Origin of the sequence: Streptococcus parauberis NCFD 2020, assembly GCF_000187935.1 — a bacterium.
Classification (GTDB): Bacteria; Bacillota; Bacilli; order Lactobacillales; family Streptococcaceae; genus Streptococcus; species Streptococcus parauberis.
In genome coordinates this window covers 2,106,574-2,124,453 of the sequence record NZ_AEUT02000001.1, presented here as the reverse complement: position 1 = coordinate 2,124,453, position 17,880 = coordinate 2,106,574, and the positions used below count along the sequence as shown (strand labels likewise).

Genomic DNA, 17,880 nt, shown 5'->3' with positions numbered 1-17,880 from the left:
TCTCTAAATTTTAAGACATTATTTTAGCCAAAAGCTTCTCAACATCATCAGATGTTAAATCAGCTGTTGTAACATTTTGTACTTTCCCAGATTTGTCAACAAAAAAATAAGTAGGTACTGAGTCAACTTTTAACAAATCAGATGACTCCATATTCATATCATAAACAAAAGGTATTTGATAATTTTTATCTTTGATATATTTAGCTGCTTTTTCTTTTGTTTCTACACCGTTAGATGAACCATTCGCGTTTAGGAATACGAAGTTAACTTTATCTTTATATTTCAAATACTTTTTATTCATAATGGGCATAGCATCTTGACAATGAGGACACCAACTTGCCCACTCCATAATCACTGTCGGCTTACCTTCTAAACCTTGTGAATCAATGATTTTCCCATCAGTAGTAGTCATTTTAAATATTGGTAGCTCTTTACCTTCAAAATATTTTGCGGTTACCGTTTTGTCCTCAGCTTTTTTCTCATTTCGAGATGTTAAAACAGTAATAGATAAGCCCGCAGTTAAAGCTATCAATAATACTGATAGCATAATAAAACCAGTATATTTCTTCAAATGTACACTCTCCCCCATTTAAATCTAGTTTACTCATTTTAATTATATCACAATTTTTAATAATCAGCTCTAAATTTTAAATTTTTAATATAATATTATTTTCTTATTTGAGAACAAAATTTTCACAAAGAATATCTACTATTAATATAGTAGAAAACTCAAAAAAGTTAGATTCTTTGTCTAATTTTTGCGGCTTATTTATTCAAACAAAAAACTCTAAGCAGGTTCCACCTGCTAACTTATGACAGAAAAAACCGTTTAGCTTATAATTAAGGTGAACAGTACAAATCCGAGGTCTTTAATGGAGATTTGCCTAGCTCGTACAAAAAACTGGATGAACAAGATCCCTGAGACAACTCGACTACGCCTTGAGCGTGAAAATAAAATCACTAGAATCCTCTTGTTCCTATTGTTCAATAGATAACAGGAGGTTTTTACTATGGAAGTCATGATTGAAACCTGTTGTGGCATTGTTGTCCATCAGAAATCAATTGTTTGTTGTATCCTTGATGGTCCACTAGATACTAACAAACCTAAGAAAGTCCAAAAGAAGTTTGGTACAACGACCCTTTCTCTTCGGAAAGCTATGGCTTGGCTGGAAGAAAACCATGTGTCGCACGTATTCTTTGAGAGCACCGGTCAATACTGGCTACCACTTTTCAATATCTTTTCGGATTCTAATATGCTAACTCTTGTACTTGCCAATCCTCAACATATCAAGAATGTGCCTGGTCGTAAGACCGACATGAAAGATGCTGAGTGGATTGCTCAACTAGGCAGATGTGGTCTGATTGCCCCCTCATACATTCCAAGTCTATCCATAATAACTTTTTCGGGCTTACCTGATTTCTTCATTTCAATACAGGCTAATTTGGTTTCTAACGAGTAAGCTTTTTTGACCATAATAAAACACTCCTGATTCTATTTTACTAGAATTCTACAGGAGTGTTTTTCTTGTGTCTCATTTATTGGATGCAGTGCCATATATTACTCTACATTTTCAAACAGAATATGAACTTTTAGTAACAATTCCAGGTGTTAGTGAACACTGTGCTGCCACTGTTTTAGCTGAAATCGGTCCAAATGTAGAGGCTTTTCAAACAGATGGACATTTAACTTCTTGGGCTGGGCTTTGTCCTGGTTCTTATGTAAGCGCAGGAATTAAGAAATCATCACATATCACACAAGAAAACCCGTATATTAAGCAGGCTTTAACCATGTCAGGAATGATTGCTGCACACTCTAAAGACAAGGCTTTTTCTTCACTATATAGTAGAATTTCCCAACGAGGAAGTAAGATGAAAGCAGTCATTGCATGTGCACAAAAATTACTTCGCATTATTTACAGTGTTTTATCCACCCATCAAACTTACAACAAAACAAAAGCGCTAGGACTGAGGCAACAGTTCTAACGCAAACTAAAATATTAAAAATTTCAATTAAAGTATAACATAGGTAGTGAATTTTTTGTGCTTTTTACCTTATTTTTTTCAAAAAAAGAGCACACACCTGAAATCGCTTAGGGCTGCTGGATTCCTCCCCTGACCCACTTCACGCACAAGTGTTGCTCCGAATTATATTGTAACATAAATTGGTATTATTGCAAGTTAGGACTTTTCAGCCTCTTGGGCTAGTCGTTTAGCTTCCTTTTTGCGCAAGCGATTTTGCCGAAAGAAAGATTGCATAATGGCTGCACAGTCAGCTTCTAAGACACCTGTTTCAAGTTCGACACGATGATTAAGACGCTCATCGGTCAAAATTTGATAGAGACTTTGCGCACCCCCGAATTTTTGATTTGCAGCACCATAGATGACCTTAGGAATTCGCGCCAGACCAATAGCACCACTACACATGACACAGGGTTCAATGGTCACAAACATGGTCGTCTCAAGCAGGCGCCAATTACCTTCGTGAGCATTTGCTTGACTAATGGCCATCATTTCGGCATGCATAATGGCTTGATTTAACTCCTCACGCGCATTATGCCCCCGGCCAATGATTTGCCCATCCTTCACAATCACACAGCCAATTGGAATTTCCTCCTTAGCTAATGACTTCTCAGCCTCACGAAGAGCCTCACGCATAAAATTTTCTTTTTCTTCTAGACTGTACTCCATTACTTTAACGACCCCAAATCCCATGACAGATGTGGCATGGCCAAGTCAACAGGAATAGCCCCAGCATATTTCACTGTTTCAGCCTTTAAAAGGGCCAAATGGTTTTCGGAGTCAATCCCTTGCGGTGCCACAGGGGGCATATGGGTTAAAACAAGTTTCTTAACCCTAGCTTGCTGAGCAATTTGCCCTGCTTCTTTACTCGTTAGGTGAGCGAAATGATTCTCATTTCCTTCATATAGATAAACATCTGCCAGAAATAGATCCGCACCTTGAGCAAAGTCAGCTAATTCATCAAAGTAACCTGTATCACCCGTGAAAACAAAAACTTGGCCAGTTTTACGCTCAACAATCCGGAAAGCATAACAAACAACTGGATGAACCGTTTTGATAAAAGCAATATCAAAAGGACCAATTGATTGTGTCCCTGTAACATCATAGGCAATCCCAACAGATACCTCTGGCAACGTTAATTTCGCAAACTCAAATTGATCTTCATTATGACCATAAATGGGTAAGGCTTTGGGTTCCCACAAATGCTTTGGATACAATTGACGGTAGTGTCTGAGCACCCCTAAATCAGCAACATGATCCGGATGATAGTGGCTGATGATGACCGCATCTAAGTCCAATGGACTAATTTCTTTTTCTAATTCATTTAAAGCTCGGCTCCCAGCATCCATCAGCAGTTGAAAACCATTGTCACCAGTAATTAAATAAGAGGTTGTCCCACCATCTTGATAGGGATAGCCTCCCCAAGACCCTAAAGTTGTCACTTTCATCTGTCTACCTGCCTTCTTCTTTTCCTCATATTATACCAAAATCTGATAAATTTTGGTTTTGAGGAGACAACTAGGCTAAGCTTTTTTTAGGACTTGTTGATTCTACCTTGACGCGACTGGCTACTAAACAGGCCAAAATAGCTTTAATGGTGTCCCCAGGTACAAAAGCTAAGTTAGATAATAAGGCTGTTTTCAGTGGCATGCCCAGTTTGAAGGCTAGGCCAATTGACCCCAAAACGTCAACCCAAAGAACGCCGGCAAGAAAAATAGCTAAGAAAATCCAAACTGGTTTTTTTGTTGGTTGATTTGCTGTAAAGAGGCTATATAGGATTGGCACAAAGAGCCAAGAAAGGACATAGCCGACAGTTGGTCCAGCAAGTACTGGCAGCAAGGTGTTCCCTCCTGTAAAAGCTGGAAGGAAAACACTAATGATTAAGAAAAGGAATATTGAGATACTTCCTTTTTTCCATCCTAATAGCAGGGCTGCCATCATAATCCCTAAGTTTTGAAGAACAATTGGGACAGGGATAAAGCCAAGTGGGATAGGCGGGATAAAGCCCAAGACAATAATCAGGGTTGTCATCAAGGCAATTTGAGTCAGTGTGCGTGTATCTTTCATGAAGTCTCCTTTTGAAAATAGATCGATTTGTGAAGTTGACATTTGGGATTGAATTGACTAAGGCAAGAAGGGCAGTACCCCTTAGCATAACTTTCTTGAGACAAAGGTGTTTGACAGATGCCACAAAAAACTGGGAACCATTCCGAACTTGGATTAGCTTGGAAAAGATGGTCCTCTAAGCTATCATGACATTTGTAGCATGCATAATACTTCTGACAGCCGTGACATTTTAGTGCCACAATATCTTGCTCGGTGTGATAATGCTGGCATCGTCCTGCAGCATCTAATTGCAATCCATAAATAATCATCACTTCTCCTTACTTTGTCAGTTTAAAAAATTTTAGGTATTCTGTCAACCCAATTTTTCAAACAGGTTAACAAAAAGACACTAAAAAAACAGAGACTAGCTCTGTTTAAAAATTACGACTTGATTTATTATAACCATAACGTTCCAAGAAATCTTCACGGAATTCTAGTAAGTTATCATCCATGATAGCTTGACGAACTTTTTTCATCAAGTTAACTAGGAAGTAAAGATTATGATAACTTGTTAAACGGATGCCAAAGGTTTCATCTGCTTTTAGCAAATGACGAATGTAAGCACGTGTATAATTTTGACAAGTGTAACAGTCACAATCATGGTCAAGTGGGGTAAAGTCTTCTGCAAACTTAGCATTCTTAACCACTAGTCGACCCTCACTCGTCATACAAGTTCCATTTCTGGCAATCCTTGTTGGTAAGACACAGTCAAACATATCAACACCACGAATAACGCCATCAATCAGGCTATCCGGTGCACCAACACCCATTAAATAGCGTGGTTTATTTTCTGGTAAAAGCTGTGTTGTGAAGTCCAGTACAGCATTCATTTCATCATGGGTTTCACCGACAGCAAGTCCACCAATTGAATAGCCAGGGAAATCCATTGACACTAAATCAGCTGCTGACTGACGACGCAAGTCTTCAAAACCAGCTCCCTGAACAATCCCAAATAAACCTTGGTCATGTGGGCGACGGTGAGCATTTAAGCCACGTTCTGCCCAACGACTAGTACGCTCAATTGATTTCTTAACATAATCATATGGTTGGTAGAACTGAGGGCACTCATCAAAACTCATCATAATATCTGAACCCAAATTATTCTGGATAGAGATGGCTTTTTCTGGAGAAAGAAACATTTTTGAGCCATTCAAATGGTTTTTAAAGGTTACACCCTCTTCAGTAATATTTCGTGAATCTGCTAATGAATAAACCTGAAAACCACCTGAATCGGTTAAAATTGGTTGATCCCAGTTCATAAATTTATGGAGTCCACCAGCTCTAGCAATTAACTCATCACCAGGGCGGAGCCATAAATGATAGGTATTAGATAGGATAATTCCTGAACCCATTTGCTTCAATTCTTCAGGAGATTGTGTTTTAACCGTGGCTTGTGTACCAACTGGCATAAACATCGGTGTTGGGAAAGTTCCGTGTGGTGTGATGATCTCACCCAGACGAGCACCAGTTCGTTTGTCTTTTTTGATTAATCTGTATTTAATTGGATAATCTGTCATTGTTTCCTCGCTTTCAAGATAAACAGTCTTGAGCATTTATTAATTAATTGGCAAAGGCCAAATATCTGTATCGTATAGCCTTATTATTCTACCAAATTTACATCAGCTTGTCATACGTTCTGACAAAATTTTTACAAGTCAGAGTCTATTTCTAATCTGATTAGACTGTGTTATAATGATTTAAAGGAGAAACTATGTCAATTTCACAAATAAAAAAAGAAGCAAAACAAGCTTTGAAAGGACTTCCTGGGAAAACAGCCTTGTTCCTTGTTCCAATATTAATCCAATTTGCCTTAATTTTCATTCAAGTCCGTGAAGGGATACTTCAAAGACAAGGGGTTGAACCAACTTTTGCAGCCTCCCTCTTTCCATTGATTCTCAATATTATTTCGGCATTCTTCATTACTTCTGCAGCATTTACCATGCTACAAGTTCTCAGAGGCCGTCGCACTGAAGTTTCCTTTCAAGATGCTAGTATTACACTTTCTAGTCAACTTGTCTGGAAATTGATTGGCTTGTTCCTTTTGCGCTTCTTACTCTTATTACTCTGGATCATTATTTTCATCGTTGGGTTAAGCATGTCAATCATCGGATACACTATCTTAACAACTGAGGGAGCTTCTGCTATGGCAATTGCCTTGCTCTTTATTGGGGTACCAATTGCGCTTGGAGGCCTATATCTTTCTATCAATCGCCAGCTGGCTTACGCTATGGCAGAATACGTTTTATACGACCAAACAGTCACAGAAAGTTACCAAGGTGCAGTATCTGCTATAGATAAAAGTAAAGAACTAATGAAAGGTTACAAATGGAAATTCTTCCTCTTACAATTAAGTTTCATCGGTTGGTATATCCTAGTTTTCTGTAGTTTGGGTCTTCTATACTTCTACGTTACACCATATTTCACAACTGCATGCGCTAATTTCTACCGTCATCTAGATGATAAACTAGTAGCCGTCCCAGTTGAAGAAATAACTGACAAGGAAGAGAAATCTGACCCTATATATAAAGAGCCAAAGGTCGATGTCTTACCACCAATCGAACCTAAAGCTGACTCAGCAAATGCTCAAGAAGAAAATTAGGTTCAACATAAATCAAAAACACTAGATAAAACTGAACAAGAATATAAAGAGTCATCTAAAAAAGAGCCTATCATTTTGTTAGGCTCTTTTAAAATAGTCTTTTTTTAGATTTTTGACAATCTGGACAAATTCCATAGGCAATGATTGGAATACGTGTTATTTGGTAACCAGTTTGCTCATGGGCCTCTTTAGAGACATCCATTACATCCACATCCATAAAGTCAGCAATTTTACCACAGACCTCACAAACGACATTTACGTGTTGGTGCCCCATAAAGTCATAATAAGTTGTTAAATCATTTGAAATTTTAATTTCAGACACAAATCCTTCATCAACTAAAACTTTCAAATTATTATAAACAGTTGCTAAACTCATATTAGGATAGTCATCTTTTAGATCACGATAGATTCTATCTGCACTGGGATGTTCAGTAGACACAATCATATAGGAAATAATAGCCTTACGAGTTTCCGTAATTCTGATGTGTTTTTCGCGCAAATGCTCTAAGACATTTTCGAACATGTCCAAAGCTTGTTGATTATGTGAGTGAACGTCCAATGGCATCTCCATTTCTATCGATTATTTTCGATTAAAAGAATTAATCTAATTGGTGCATTAGTGAGCGGTATTCAATTTTAAGGCATTTATTCATGACAACATTATGACGATTTGCACCACGAAGAATAGCTTCAGCATCTTTATTTTCTAAGCCTAACTGTGCCCAAAAAATCTTAGCATCAGTATGAATAAATTCTTTGGCCACTTGTGGAAGAGCTTCACTTGGACGGAAAACATCAACCATATCAACTGGGAAAGGAATATCAGCTAAAGTCGCGTAAACTTTTTCACCAAGAATTTCTTGGCCAACCATCCCTGGATTAACAGGAACGATTTCATAGCCCATAGCTTGCATGAATTTTGCCACACTGTAAGAAGCCGCTTCCGGTTTACTAGATAAACCAACCACAGCAATCTTATGTGTTTTTCTTAAATAATCAGCGATGACATCATCACTTGGGTTCTTAAATTGATAAGTCATTGAAATCTCCATTGTCTTGCCTTTTCGATCTCATTTGTTTCTTATTATAACACAAAAACATTAAATCAAAAAGATTTCCTTAATCTACTTAGCTTCATACCAAGTTTTACCAGTATTTTCATCAGCCAATAATGGAACAGCTAAATCAACAGCACCTTCCATCGTTTTCTTCACTAAAGCCTTAATAGCCTCTAATTCGTCATTTGGAACTTCCAACACGATTTCATCATGAACCTGAAGTAACATCTTAGCTTTAAATTGACCTTCACTAAGCGCTTTGTCCAAATTAATCATTGCGATTTTTAGGATATCAGCTGCGCTACCTTGAATTGGCGAGTTAATAGCTGTCCGCTCCGCAAAAGAACGAATGTTGAAATTACGGGAATTGATATCCGGTAATTCACGACGGCGATTAAAGAGCGTCTCAACATAGCCAGTGTCTCTGGCATCACGCACAACAGTTTCCATATATTCTTTAATGCCTGGATAACGTTCAAAGTAAGTTTCAATGTAGTCTTTTGCTTTTTTACGTGTAATCCCTAAATTATTTGACAAGCCAAAATCAGAGATGCCATAGACAATTCCAAAGTTAACTGCTTTGGCATTACGACGATCATTTGGCGTAACATCTTCTTCTTTTTCAATACCAAAAACACGCATAGCAGTTGAGGTATGAATATCAGCATTTTCTTTAAAAGCAGCAATCAAGTGTTCATCCCCAGAAATATGGGCAAGCACACGTAATTCAATTTGTGAATAGTCTGAACTTAACAAGACCGCATCTTCCGAGGATGGCAAGAATGCTTTTCTAATTAAACGGCCTTGTTCTAAACGAACTGGAATATTTTGCAAGTTAGGGTCTGAACTAGACAGACGACCTGTCTGGGTCAAATCTTGAATGTAACGGGTATGAATTTTCCCGTCAGACATGATGTAGTCTTGCAAACCAATGACATAAGTCGATTGTAATTTACTGATTTGACGGTAGTCTAAAATTTTTGCAACAATTGGTGCAATTGGAGCTAGTCGTTCCAAAACATCAACAGCTGTCGAATAACCAGTCTTTGTTTTCTTAGTCATCTCTAGTGGCAATTGCATTTTTTCAAATAAAATTGAACCTAATTGTTTTGGTGAGTTTATGTTAAACTCTTCGCCAGCCATCTCGTAAATTTCTTCTGTTAGGCTTTCAATGACCGCTTTATTTTGCTCAGCCATTTCTTGCAGGGCTGTTTTATTAACCGTGATCCCTGCAATTTCCATCTTGGCTAATACGTTGGCCAGTGGCAACTCAATATCAAAATAAAGGTCTTCTTCTTTATTAACTGCCAACTTATCTAAGATGACCGCTTTGCTATCAACCAAAACCTGAATCTTCCGAGCTAAATGGTCAAACAAAGCCTCATCTTCAGGGAAGGCCCGTTTAACACCTTTTCCGTAAACCACTTCATCGGCTTCCATATTTAGATTGGTGTGTAGGCGCGCAATAGTCGCTAGCTCATTGTCTTCAATGTTTGATAAGAGGTAATTGGCTAAGCGAGCATCATAATTAGCTTGAGGCAAATCAATTCCTAGGTGACTAAGGAGCACTTTACTACGCTTAAAATCATAGGTTGCAATAGGTTCTGCCAGGCGTTTTGTGAAACTTGGACCAGTCAATAATGCAGAATCTTTGGAGACGTAGATATAGTCACTATTGCCCCATGCAAAAGCATGGATATCTTCTCTGTGATAATTATCTTTGAGAATTTCAAAGTAAAAGAGGTCTTGGTCAGTAAAGACAATTTGGTCTTCACTAGTGACAACTTCAAAAGAAATTTCAGCCTTTTCTTGTGGCACTTCTGTTTCAAGTCCAGCTTTAAGTTGTTTAAAGTCCATTTCATCATAGAATTCCATTAAAACTTGAACATTGGGTCCATGATAAACTAAATCTTCTAACCCTATCGTGATAGGAGATTCCGTATTGATTGTTGCTAGAGTTTTAGAAAGGAAGGCTTGTTCTTTATCGTTAATCAAGTTTTCTTTCATTTTAGAAGCTTTGAAGCTATCGATGTTTTCATAGATACCTTCTAGACTGCCAAACTCATGAAGTAGTTTCAGTCCTGTTTTTTCACCAATTTTGGTTACACCTGGTATATTATCTGATTTATCACCCATCAAGGCTTTCAGGTCAATGAATTGCTCCGGTGTTAAACCCATTTTCTCCATCAGATAAGCTGGCGTAAATTCTTCAAAGTCAGTTACACCCTTACGAGAAATTTCAACAACTGTGTTAGCATCGGTCAGTTGGATTAAGTCTTTGTCTCCACTAACTATGGTAACATCAAAGGGAACCTCTGTTTTCTCAGCCATTTTATCCAAGGTTCCAATTATATCATCAGCCTCATAGTTTGCTAAATCATAAAAAGGAACACCAAGTGCTGTTAACATTTCTCGGATATAAGGGAATTGTTCTCTGAATTCATCTGGAGTCTTTGCACGCCCAGCTTTGTAATCAGCAAACATTTCTGTTCTGAATGTTGTTTTGCCCGCATCAAAAGCCACTAAAATATGAGTTGGCTGTATGCGTTTCATCATATGATCCAGCATTAAGTGGAAACCATAAATAGCATTAGTATGGAGGCCACTTTGATTTTTAAATCGATCAATTTGACTATATAAAGCAAAAAAGGCACGAAAGGCTACTGAAGAGCCATCAATTAATAATAATTTATTCTTCTTTTCCATAGTCCCATTATAACACAGTTGTCGTTTATTGCTTCAAAGAAGGCGCTCCATGATACAATAAAAACCCTCGTCTTGAGACGAGGGTTTTAGGAGGTCAATTCATTATTTATTTTGTCCACTCAGCAACTTTTTCTGGATTTGCTTTAATCCATTTTTTAGCAGCGTCTGCAGGATCCATGCCTTCGTTCATATCAAGCATGACAGACTCCATATCTTGAGTTGTCCAATTAAACTTATCAACAATTTTGTAGAGTTTTGGTTTGTCTTTTTTCAAACCAAGACGAGCAATTGTGTTAATATTTTCTGAACCACCTAAGGTTTTCTTAGGATCCTTCAAATACTTCAATTTATATTTTGAGAACATCCAGTGTGGTGACCACCCAGTAACAACAATTTCTTTTTTATTTTTGTAAGCTTGATCAAGAGATGTTGTCATTGCTCCTGTTGACGAAAGGATAAGTTCCCAATCTGACAAGTTACTATAAGACTTCATTGTTTTTTTAGTGGCTGATGTAATACCAGCACCTGGTTCAATACCAGTAATTTTTTTCTTCGCTTGATCAGATAGATCTTCAATGCTGTTCACATCTTTCATATAGGTTGGAACGACTAATCCTAATTTAGTACCTTTTAAGTTAGGTCCTAAATCTTCTAGTTGATCTTTATATTTCTTCATATGTTCAGCTTGTGTAACTGGTAACCAAGGACTAACTGAAAAGTCAGCATCGCCATTAGCGACGGTTTGCCACATAACGGCATTATCTAATGGTGTTATTTCAACTTGGTAACCTTTTTGTTTTAAAAGTTCAGCAATAACATTTGTTGAGGCAATTTCAGAGTCCCATTGCATGTATGAAATTTTAACCTTTTCACCTGTTTCAGTCGAACCTGATGCCATATTAACAAAAGTGTGACCTAAAGCCGCAATGACAAATACAGCAATTGCAGCAAGACCAACAAGTTTGTTCGTTTTACCTGACTTAGCTTTGTCCTCTTGATTAGTATTAAAACTTTGTGTCGTACGGTCTAATATAATTGCTAAGATAACTAAGGCTAAACCTGAAACAAATCCTGTACCAATATCAGCATGTTGAAGGGCAGATAGTACTTTACGTCCTAAACCTGGAGCTCCAATCATAGACCCTGTTACAACCATTGAGAGGGCAAGCATCATGGTTTGGTTAATACCTGCCATGATTGTATTTTTAGCAAGTGGTAATTCTACTTTAAATAGCTTTTGTTTACTTGTTGAACCAAAACTATCTGCTGCTTCTACCAATTCAGTCGAAATTTCACGAATACCTAAATTTGTGAAACGAACAGTTGGTGGTAGGGCGAAAATAACTGAGGCAAAGACCCCAGGTACCATCCCAATACCAAAGAAGGCTACGGCTGGAATCAAATAAACAAAGGCTGGCATGGTTTGCATAAAGTCCAATATGGGATTGACAATATTTCTCACAGTGGAATTCTTAGCCATCCAAATGCCTAAAGGAACACCAATCACAATTGAAATTAAACTAGCAACAACAACTAAGGTGAAGGTGTTAATCAATTCTTCCCATAAGCCTTGATTATAAATAAACAATAAACCAAGGAAAGTAAAGGCTGGCAGTGGCCATTTTTTCTTTGATAAAAAAAATACTGCAATAGTAACCAATAAAATGAATAATAAGGCCGGTATGAATAACATGGTATTAGTCATCCAATCCATTAGATAACTACCCACTTTTTGCATCAAATCAAACAGACCAGAGAATGTGTTAGTTAACCATTCTGTTAATTTTTCAACCAGCTGTGCAACTGGTAATTTTGTTTGTAATAAATTCTCCAAAATATCTTCTCCTTCTGATTAATTTTGTGCTTGTAGTGCTTGTAATTCTTGTTGCTCTTGTTCAAGCTCTTTAGTAACCCCTGAATGTTCACTTACTGGATCATTGTCATCTTCATCAGAAATATTTGCTAGAGCTTCAATCACACGACCACGGATAATAACACCTAATAATCGATTATTCTCGTCAGTAACAGCAATTGGTGCTGATGAGTCATAAATTAATGGCATAATATCTGTAATGACCGTATCTTTGCTGACTGTGCGAACGTCACGATCAATAACTTCTGACAGTGGCAATGCTTTTTTACGAGCTTCTAGTGCTGCATCGGCAGTTACGGTACCAACTAGTTGGCGACGACGGTTTGTTGCCATCAACATTGAAACTTCTTCGGTGTGCATACGATTAAGAGCCACTTGTGGTCCGTCAATTTCAACATTAGCCGTAAATGGCTTGATCATAATGTTTTGTGCGGTTAAAACTTTCGATCTGTCGACGTCTTCAACGAACTCACGAACAAAGTCATTAGCTGGATTAGTCAGAATTTCTTCACCTGTGCCAATCTGCATAATTTCGCCATCTTTCATAAGAGCAATGCGGTCACCAATGCGAAGAGCTTCGTTCAAATCATGACTGATGAAAATGATTGTTTGTTCAGTTGATGCTTGTAGTTCAACCAGCTCATCTTGCATATCACGACGAATTAATGGGTCAAGTGCTGAGAAGGCCTCATCCATTAAAAGGATTTTAGGTCCGTTAGCCAATGCACGAGCTAAACCAACACGCTGTTGCATCCCACCTGACAATTGATTTGGATATTGGTCTTTAAAATTAAGTAGACCTGCATTGTCCAAGGCTTTTTCTGCTCTTTCTTGACGTTCTTCTTTTGGAACACCTCTTAATTCAAGACCAAACTCGGTGTTTTCGAGAATGGTTCTATGTGGAAAAAGGGCAAAGCTTTGAAAGACCATGTTAATATCATGGCGTCGCACTTCTCTTAAACTTTCTGGATTCATTTTTGAAATGTCTTTCCCAGATAATTGAATTGAACCAGCTGATGGCTCGATTAACCGGTTAATCATTCGAACCAAAGTAGACTTACCTGAACCAGACAAGCCCATAATAACGAAGATTTCACCTTCTTTAACATCAAAACTTGCATCATAGACACCAACCGTGGCACCTGTTTGTTTTAAAATTTCTGTCTTACTTTTTCCAGCTTTAACAAGTTCTAAAGCTGCTTTTTGTCTTTTACCAAAAATCTTTGTTAAATTTTTGACTTCTAAGATATTTGCCATCTGTATTTTTCTCCCAATCTGTGTATTTCCTACTAAAAAAACAAGGTATTTTCACTTGTTTAGGAATCATTTTTTATTATGTAAAATAATTTTTCTAACAGAACATCTCTATGATATCACGTGTGGTCACTTTTTGTCAAGGATTTTGCAGTGGCAAAACCCATTTGAATCAAGGAAAACGATATCATTGTTATCTATTTAGTGGAAATTTTAGAAATATACTACGCTATTTTTCTACAAAATAGAAAAAAGAACAGCTCTAAAAACTGCTCTTATTTTTTTAATCTTTTTTACAAGTATAAACTTTAATATGTCTTGGAAGAATGGCAATTGAGACAGGTAACATATCTCCTGGATCCCCATCTACATTTGTTTCTAAGTCAGCAAATTTTACAGAAATATTAACCTTTTTTGCACGTTTGTAAGATACTAAAGGTTCATCTGTCTGTTCTTTTTTCAATAAAGCAGGTAATGCTTCCAAAGTTTCCAGGAAGTTTTTATCCTTGGTTAAGATTAAATGTAAGTAACCATCATCTACCTTAGCGTCTGGAGTAAGATTATTGTAGCCACCGATTGAATTTGTTAGCGCCACTAATAAAAGTGAACCTTCTACTCTACTCCTCTTGCCATCATGAACAACTTGGAATTCATAGCTTTTGTTGGTTAGGGCATGTTTTAATCCTGAAATGAAATATGCCACTGGACCAAGCTTCGTTTTTAACTTATCATCCACATTATTGATGGACTGAGGAATATTACCTATAGCTACAACATTAGTAAAGTAAGATTGATTAACTTTACCAATATCTAAGTCTTGTGTATTATCAAGATTCATATTATCAATTGCTTCTTGGGGATCAACTGGAATACCTAGCGCTCTAGCTAAGTCATTGACTGTCCCTAATGGGAAAAAACCAAAGTTAGGTTTGTATCCCTGCTCTGCAATTCCACTAATTCCCTCATTGACAGTGCCATCTCCACCCATTACAAAAATACTGTGGTAACCTTCTTCAGCTGCTTGGCGAGCAAATGCTTGACCATCACCAACTTTCTCAGTCAACTTAACATCAACTTGATCAAAGTGACTATCTAATTTCTTTTTAGCTGCTTCTTGATAAGACTTTGCCTCTTCTCCACCTGAAGCAGGATTAACAATCAAAAGTGCATTTTTCATAAAATATTTCCTTTCTCTTATTCTATTATTGTTTTAATTTTAGCACAATCATTCCTATTTTCAGAAAACAAACCTCAAAAACTAAAAAATACCAAGTAAACTTGGTATTTTAGCTTTTTCTTATAATAGTGATTTAAATTGAATATTTGATTCTTCTAGGAAGCAATCATCAAATCCTCGTGGGTGATGGTATTCAATTCGATCTTGATCTTGTGGGTAGGTATATTTGCCACCGACTTCCCAAATAAATGGATGGAAATCATATTGAAGTCTTTCCTTACGCATTTTCCATAGTTGAAGAATTTCATCTGTTGAAGCCATGAAGTTTGACCAAATATCATAGTGAACTGGAATAATAACTTTTGCTCTCAAATTCTCCGCCATACGGAGTAAGTCAATTGAAGTCATTTTATCTTGAATTCCTAATGGGTTCTCACCATAGTTATTGATAGCAACATCGATTTTATAATCACGACCATGTTTAGCAAAATAATTTGAAAAATGCGAATCTGCCCCATGATAGATTGTACCACCCGGTGTTTCAAAAATGTAGTTGACAGCTTTTCGAGCCATTTCATCATCTGAAATAGCTAAACCAGCCAATTCACCATCATTTTCCTCTGCTCCATCAACAGGAAGTGTTACTAGACAAGTACGGTCAAATGATTCGACAGCAGTGATAGTCATGTCTTTAATGGTAAATGTCTCACCAGGTTTGATAACCATGATACGGTCCTCTGGGACTCCCCATTTTTTCCAAATTTCACCACATTCATAAGGACCTACAAATTTAACATGATTTAATTTTGGATTATTAATAATAGCTGCAGCCGTATTGATATCGATGTGATCACTGTGAAAATGAGATACAAGATAATAATCCAGTTCATTAATTTTAAAAGGATCAATAACCATTGGTTGAACGCGTAAATTAGGTTGCAATTTTCTGACACCAGCCATATTGGCCATTTGATGACCACGAACCATGTCTTTAACTTTTTTAGTTGATTTGCCTCGATTTGACCAAAGGTCCATGACAATATTTGCTCCACCAGGTGTTTTTATCCAAACGCCACAATTTCCTAACCACCACATTGCAAAATTATTTGCAGGAACGACTTCTTCTTCAATTTCTTCATTTAACCAAGTACCCCATTCAGGAAACGTACTTAAAATCCATGATTCACGTGTAATATCTTGAACCTTTGCCATTATTATTCCTCCGGTATTAATAAGTATAGTTTTAGTATAGTCCCATCACAAGCTGATTAAAAGACCAAGTCTCACACAGCATTGTGTTCAAAAATGGATATATAACTAAATTTTCATTCAGACACTAAAAATCCCCAGCATGGCATTGATTGCTGAGGCCTACACTTATTGATGTGGGTGATAAACTTGGATAGATGTGACCAATTCATCCCACAGAAGTTTTTCAATTTGATTTTTTATGGCGAATTGCTCCGCCTCACAAAGGTTTAGTGGTGCTACAATTTGATTGATTTTTTCAGAGAAATCCAAATTATCAACCTGGGATGCTCGGTTAATCGTGTTCACTAAATGGACAATATTATCATCTGTCAGAATTGGATTAACAACGATGCTCGATTCATTACTATCTAAGTCATCATTAGTCGTGATAATATAATCAACTGAAAGCAAATCCTCGATACTCTTATATTGTTCCGTTGTTAGCACGGCGTCAATCTGACTATTAGTTAAAAGTTGCTGACATTGTTTATAGAGTAACTTTTGAATACCAATCCCATCATCTGAAATAATGACTAATCGTGTAGGCGGTGTCAAACTTTTACTATTTCTTAATTCACCCCCTAAGTGAATCGTTATATAGGCAATGTCATCTTCAGCTAGACTAAGTTGCCAAGCTTCCTCTAGAATACTGGCTGCCGAATGGCAGCATTGATAAAGGTCGGCATATTTTTCCTTGATATGCTTAGTCATCGGATTTACTGAGGAAATACCATAATGTTTTCTATAAATCAGAGCTTTACAGTGTCTGATTAATTGTTTGACAAGTTCTTGTTCATGGGTAAATTGTAAGTGGTGCCGATCTTCGAGCACTTTAATAAAATGATATAAGGTTACCCTCATCTCATCATAATCAGGACTGTCAACATGATTATCCTTATCTTTTCTAAAAGATAATAAGAGCATCGCGACCAAACCTACTTCAATATCATCCAGAAATAACTTGAAATTTATAAAAAGTTGATGGGCTAGATCCTTTGCAATGTAGTACTCTTTTCTCTTCCAGATTAAACTAAAATCTTTTTCAAGAGTCTCTTTTACTTGCTTACCATATTGCATATTACGGTAACTTAGTAAAACAAAGGGAAGGATTTGAACCATAAATTGACTATCTGGACGAGTTAACTTTTTTCCTAGATTAGCTTGAGAAATAGGTAGATAATTCCTAAAGAAATCCTGCACTTCCTTAGAAAAATAGGTTGTTGTCCCTAAAAAATGATTTGTTTTCTTATCAAATATCTCGATGAAAGTGGTATTAGTACCCCTGTAGATATCATCGAGCAAGGTATGTAAGAATTGAATATAAGATAGAGGATGACAGTCAAAGTAATAGCCTTTGGCTTTTTTTGACAGCAAAGATATGGAGTAATCTTTTTGAGAAAGTTGTTCCCTTAATTCATTCAAGTCATTTAAAACCGTGTTTCTTGAAACATCTGTCAACTCCATTAAAGTATCAATCGTTACCCGTTGAGTAGATGTTGCAATACAGATTGCTGATAACTTCATCCGCTCGTCACACTTCAAAACATAGTAATAATCACTGACATTTTTCAATAATTCCTTACATGATTTAACTTGGGTCAAACTGAGTTGAATGCCGACTCTTGGGATAGCTACAATTTTTGGAACAGTCTCTGGAAGTGAATCATTAATTTTCTCAAGATGATAATAGATTTTTCGACGTGATTGGTCCAGATTTTTTGAAATTGTCATTATAGTCTCTGGTTTTTCAAGCTTGATAAGGTAATCTAATAAATCATAACTCTTTTTATCTAATAGCATGTCATCACCTCTATTTTTTAATATCTTTTAAAAAAAT

At 36.9% G+C, this 17,880-nt stretch carries 17 protein-coding genes and 1 other RNA gene; 3 read left to right on the top strand and 15 right to left on the bottom strand.

What is annotated here, in order from left to right:
* Positions 1 to 10: 10 nt before the first annotated feature.
* The gene (locus tag SPB_RS10685; RefSeq protein ID WP_003104572.1) at positions 11 to 571 is read right to left on the bottom strand and encodes a TlpA family protein disulfide reductase; all 561 of its coding nucleotides are present in this window, start codon (positions 569 to 571) and stop codon (positions 11 to 13) included.
* 439 nt (positions 572 to 1,010) lie between these two features.
* Here SPB_RS10685 and SPB_RS10680 point away from each other — a divergent pair, with 439 nt between their 5' ends.
* Positions 1,011 to 1,460, top strand: coding sequence for an IS110 family transposase (locus SPB_RS10680; RefSeq protein WP_003102953.1), 450 nt, complete (start codon positions 1,011 to 1,013; stop codon positions 1,458 to 1,460).
* A 67-nt stretch (positions 1,461 to 1,527) separates the two neighbouring features.
* Positions 1,528 to 1,983, top strand: coding sequence for an IS110 family transposase (locus tag SPB_RS10675; protein ID WP_003104349.1), 456 nt, complete (start codon positions 1,528 to 1,530; stop codon positions 1,981 to 1,983).
* A gap of 78 nt (positions 1,984 to 2,061) precedes the next feature.
* On the opposite strand, the gene ffs is transcribed toward SPB_RS10675, so the two are convergent.
* From ffs to tgt, 6 genes are all read right to left on the bottom strand, one after another.
* Positions 2,062 to 2,147, bottom strand: an RNA gene (gene ffs, locus SPB_RS10930) — signal recognition particle sRNA small type.
* Positions 2,148 to 2,178: 31 nt separating this feature from the next.
* Positions 2,179 to 2,688, bottom strand: coding sequence for a tRNA adenosine(34) deaminase TadA (gene tadA / locus SPB_RS10670; RefSeq protein WP_003105197.1), 510 nt, complete (start codon positions 2,686 to 2,688; stop codon positions 2,179 to 2,181).
* Positions 2,688 to 3,467 carry an MBL fold metallo-hydrolase gene (locus SPB_RS10665; RefSeq protein ID WP_003105502.1) on the bottom strand — a complete coding sequence of 260 codons (780 nt, stop codon included), beginning with the start codon at positions 3,465 to 3,467 and terminating at the stop codon, positions 2,688 to 2,690. Before SPB_RS10665 ends, tadA begins: the two co-directional genes overlap by 1 nt.
* Positions 3,468 to 3,537: 70 nt before the next feature.
* The gene (locus tag SPB_RS10660) at positions 3,538 to 4,086 is read right to left on the bottom strand and encodes a biotin transporter BioY (RefSeq protein WP_003102448.1); all 549 of its coding nucleotides are present in this window, start codon (positions 4,084 to 4,086) and stop codon (positions 3,538 to 3,540) included.
* Positions 4,083 to 4,394, bottom strand: coding sequence for a CHY zinc finger protein (locus tag SPB_RS10655; RefSeq protein ID WP_037620093.1), 312 nt, complete (start codon positions 4,392 to 4,394; stop codon positions 4,083 to 4,085). Before SPB_RS10655 ends, SPB_RS10660 begins: the two co-directional genes overlap by 4 nt.
* A gap of 105 nt (positions 4,395 to 4,499) precedes the next feature.
* Positions 4,500 to 5,642, bottom strand: a complete 1,143-nt coding sequence (gene tgt, locus SPB_RS10650; RefSeq protein ID WP_003107795.1) for a tRNA guanosine(34) transglycosylase Tgt — start codon at positions 5,640 to 5,642, stop codon at positions 4,500 to 4,502.
* A gap of 194 nt (positions 5,643 to 5,836) precedes the next feature.
* Between tgt and SPB_RS10645 the strand changes: the two genes are divergently transcribed.
* Positions 5,837 to 6,724, top strand: a complete 888-nt coding sequence (locus SPB_RS10645; RefSeq protein WP_003103145.1) for a DUF975 family protein — start codon at positions 5,837 to 5,839, stop codon at positions 6,722 to 6,724.
* Between the two features lie 88 nt (positions 6,725 to 6,812).
* Here SPB_RS10645 and perR read toward each other — a convergent pair whose 3' ends face one another.
* From perR to SPB_RS10605, 8 genes are all read right to left on the bottom strand, one after another.
* Positions 6,813 to 7,283 (bottom strand): peroxide-responsive transcriptional repressor PerR, encoded by a 471-nt coding sequence (gene perR, locus SPB_RS10640; RefSeq protein WP_003104513.1) that lies wholly within the window; start codon positions 7,281 to 7,283, stop codon positions 6,813 to 6,815.
* 40 nt (positions 7,284 to 7,323) lie between these two features.
* The gene (locus tag SPB_RS10635; RefSeq protein ID WP_003105084.1) at positions 7,324 to 7,764 is read right to left on the bottom strand and encodes a CoA-binding protein; all 441 of its coding nucleotides are present in this window, start codon (positions 7,762 to 7,764) and stop codon (positions 7,324 to 7,326) included.
* Positions 7,765 to 7,848: 84 nt separating this feature from the next.
* Entirely contained in the window at positions 7,849 to 10,488 is a 2,640-nt protein-coding gene (gene polA / locus SPB_RS10630) for a DNA polymerase I (RefSeq protein WP_003105859.1), read from the bottom strand.
* Positions 10,489 to 10,594: 106 nt separating this feature from the next.
* The gene (locus SPB_RS10625; RefSeq protein WP_003102772.1) at positions 10,595 to 12,322 is read right to left on the bottom strand and encodes an ABC transporter permease/substrate binding protein; all 1,728 of its coding nucleotides are present in this window, start codon (positions 12,320 to 12,322) and stop codon (positions 10,595 to 10,597) included.
* A gap of 18 nt (positions 12,323 to 12,340) precedes the next feature.
* A complete protein-coding gene (locus tag SPB_RS10620; protein WP_003103680.1) occupies positions 12,341 to 13,618 on the bottom strand; it encodes a quaternary amine ABC transporter ATP-binding protein in 1,278 nt (425 codons plus the stop codon).
* Positions 13,619 to 13,898: 280 nt separating this feature from the next.
* Positions 13,899 to 14,792: a diacylglycerol/lipid kinase family protein gene (locus SPB_RS10615; protein ID WP_003104256.1), complete on the bottom strand. Its 894-nt coding sequence runs from the start codon at positions 14,790 to 14,792 to the stop codon at positions 13,899 to 13,901.
* 120 nt (positions 14,793 to 14,912) lie between these two features.
* Positions 14,913 to 16,004 carry an L-ascorbate 6-phosphate lactonase gene (gene ulaG, locus SPB_RS10610; protein WP_003105336.1) on the bottom strand — a complete coding sequence of 364 codons (1,092 nt, stop codon included), beginning with the start codon at positions 16,002 to 16,004 and terminating at the stop codon, positions 14,913 to 14,915.
* A 165-nt stretch (positions 16,005 to 16,169) separates the two neighbouring features.
* Entirely contained in the window at positions 16,170 to 17,843 is a 1,674-nt protein-coding gene (locus SPB_RS10605) for a BglG family transcription antiterminator (RefSeq protein ID WP_003105896.1), read from the bottom strand.
* Positions 17,844 to 17,880: the final 37 nt, after the last annotated feature.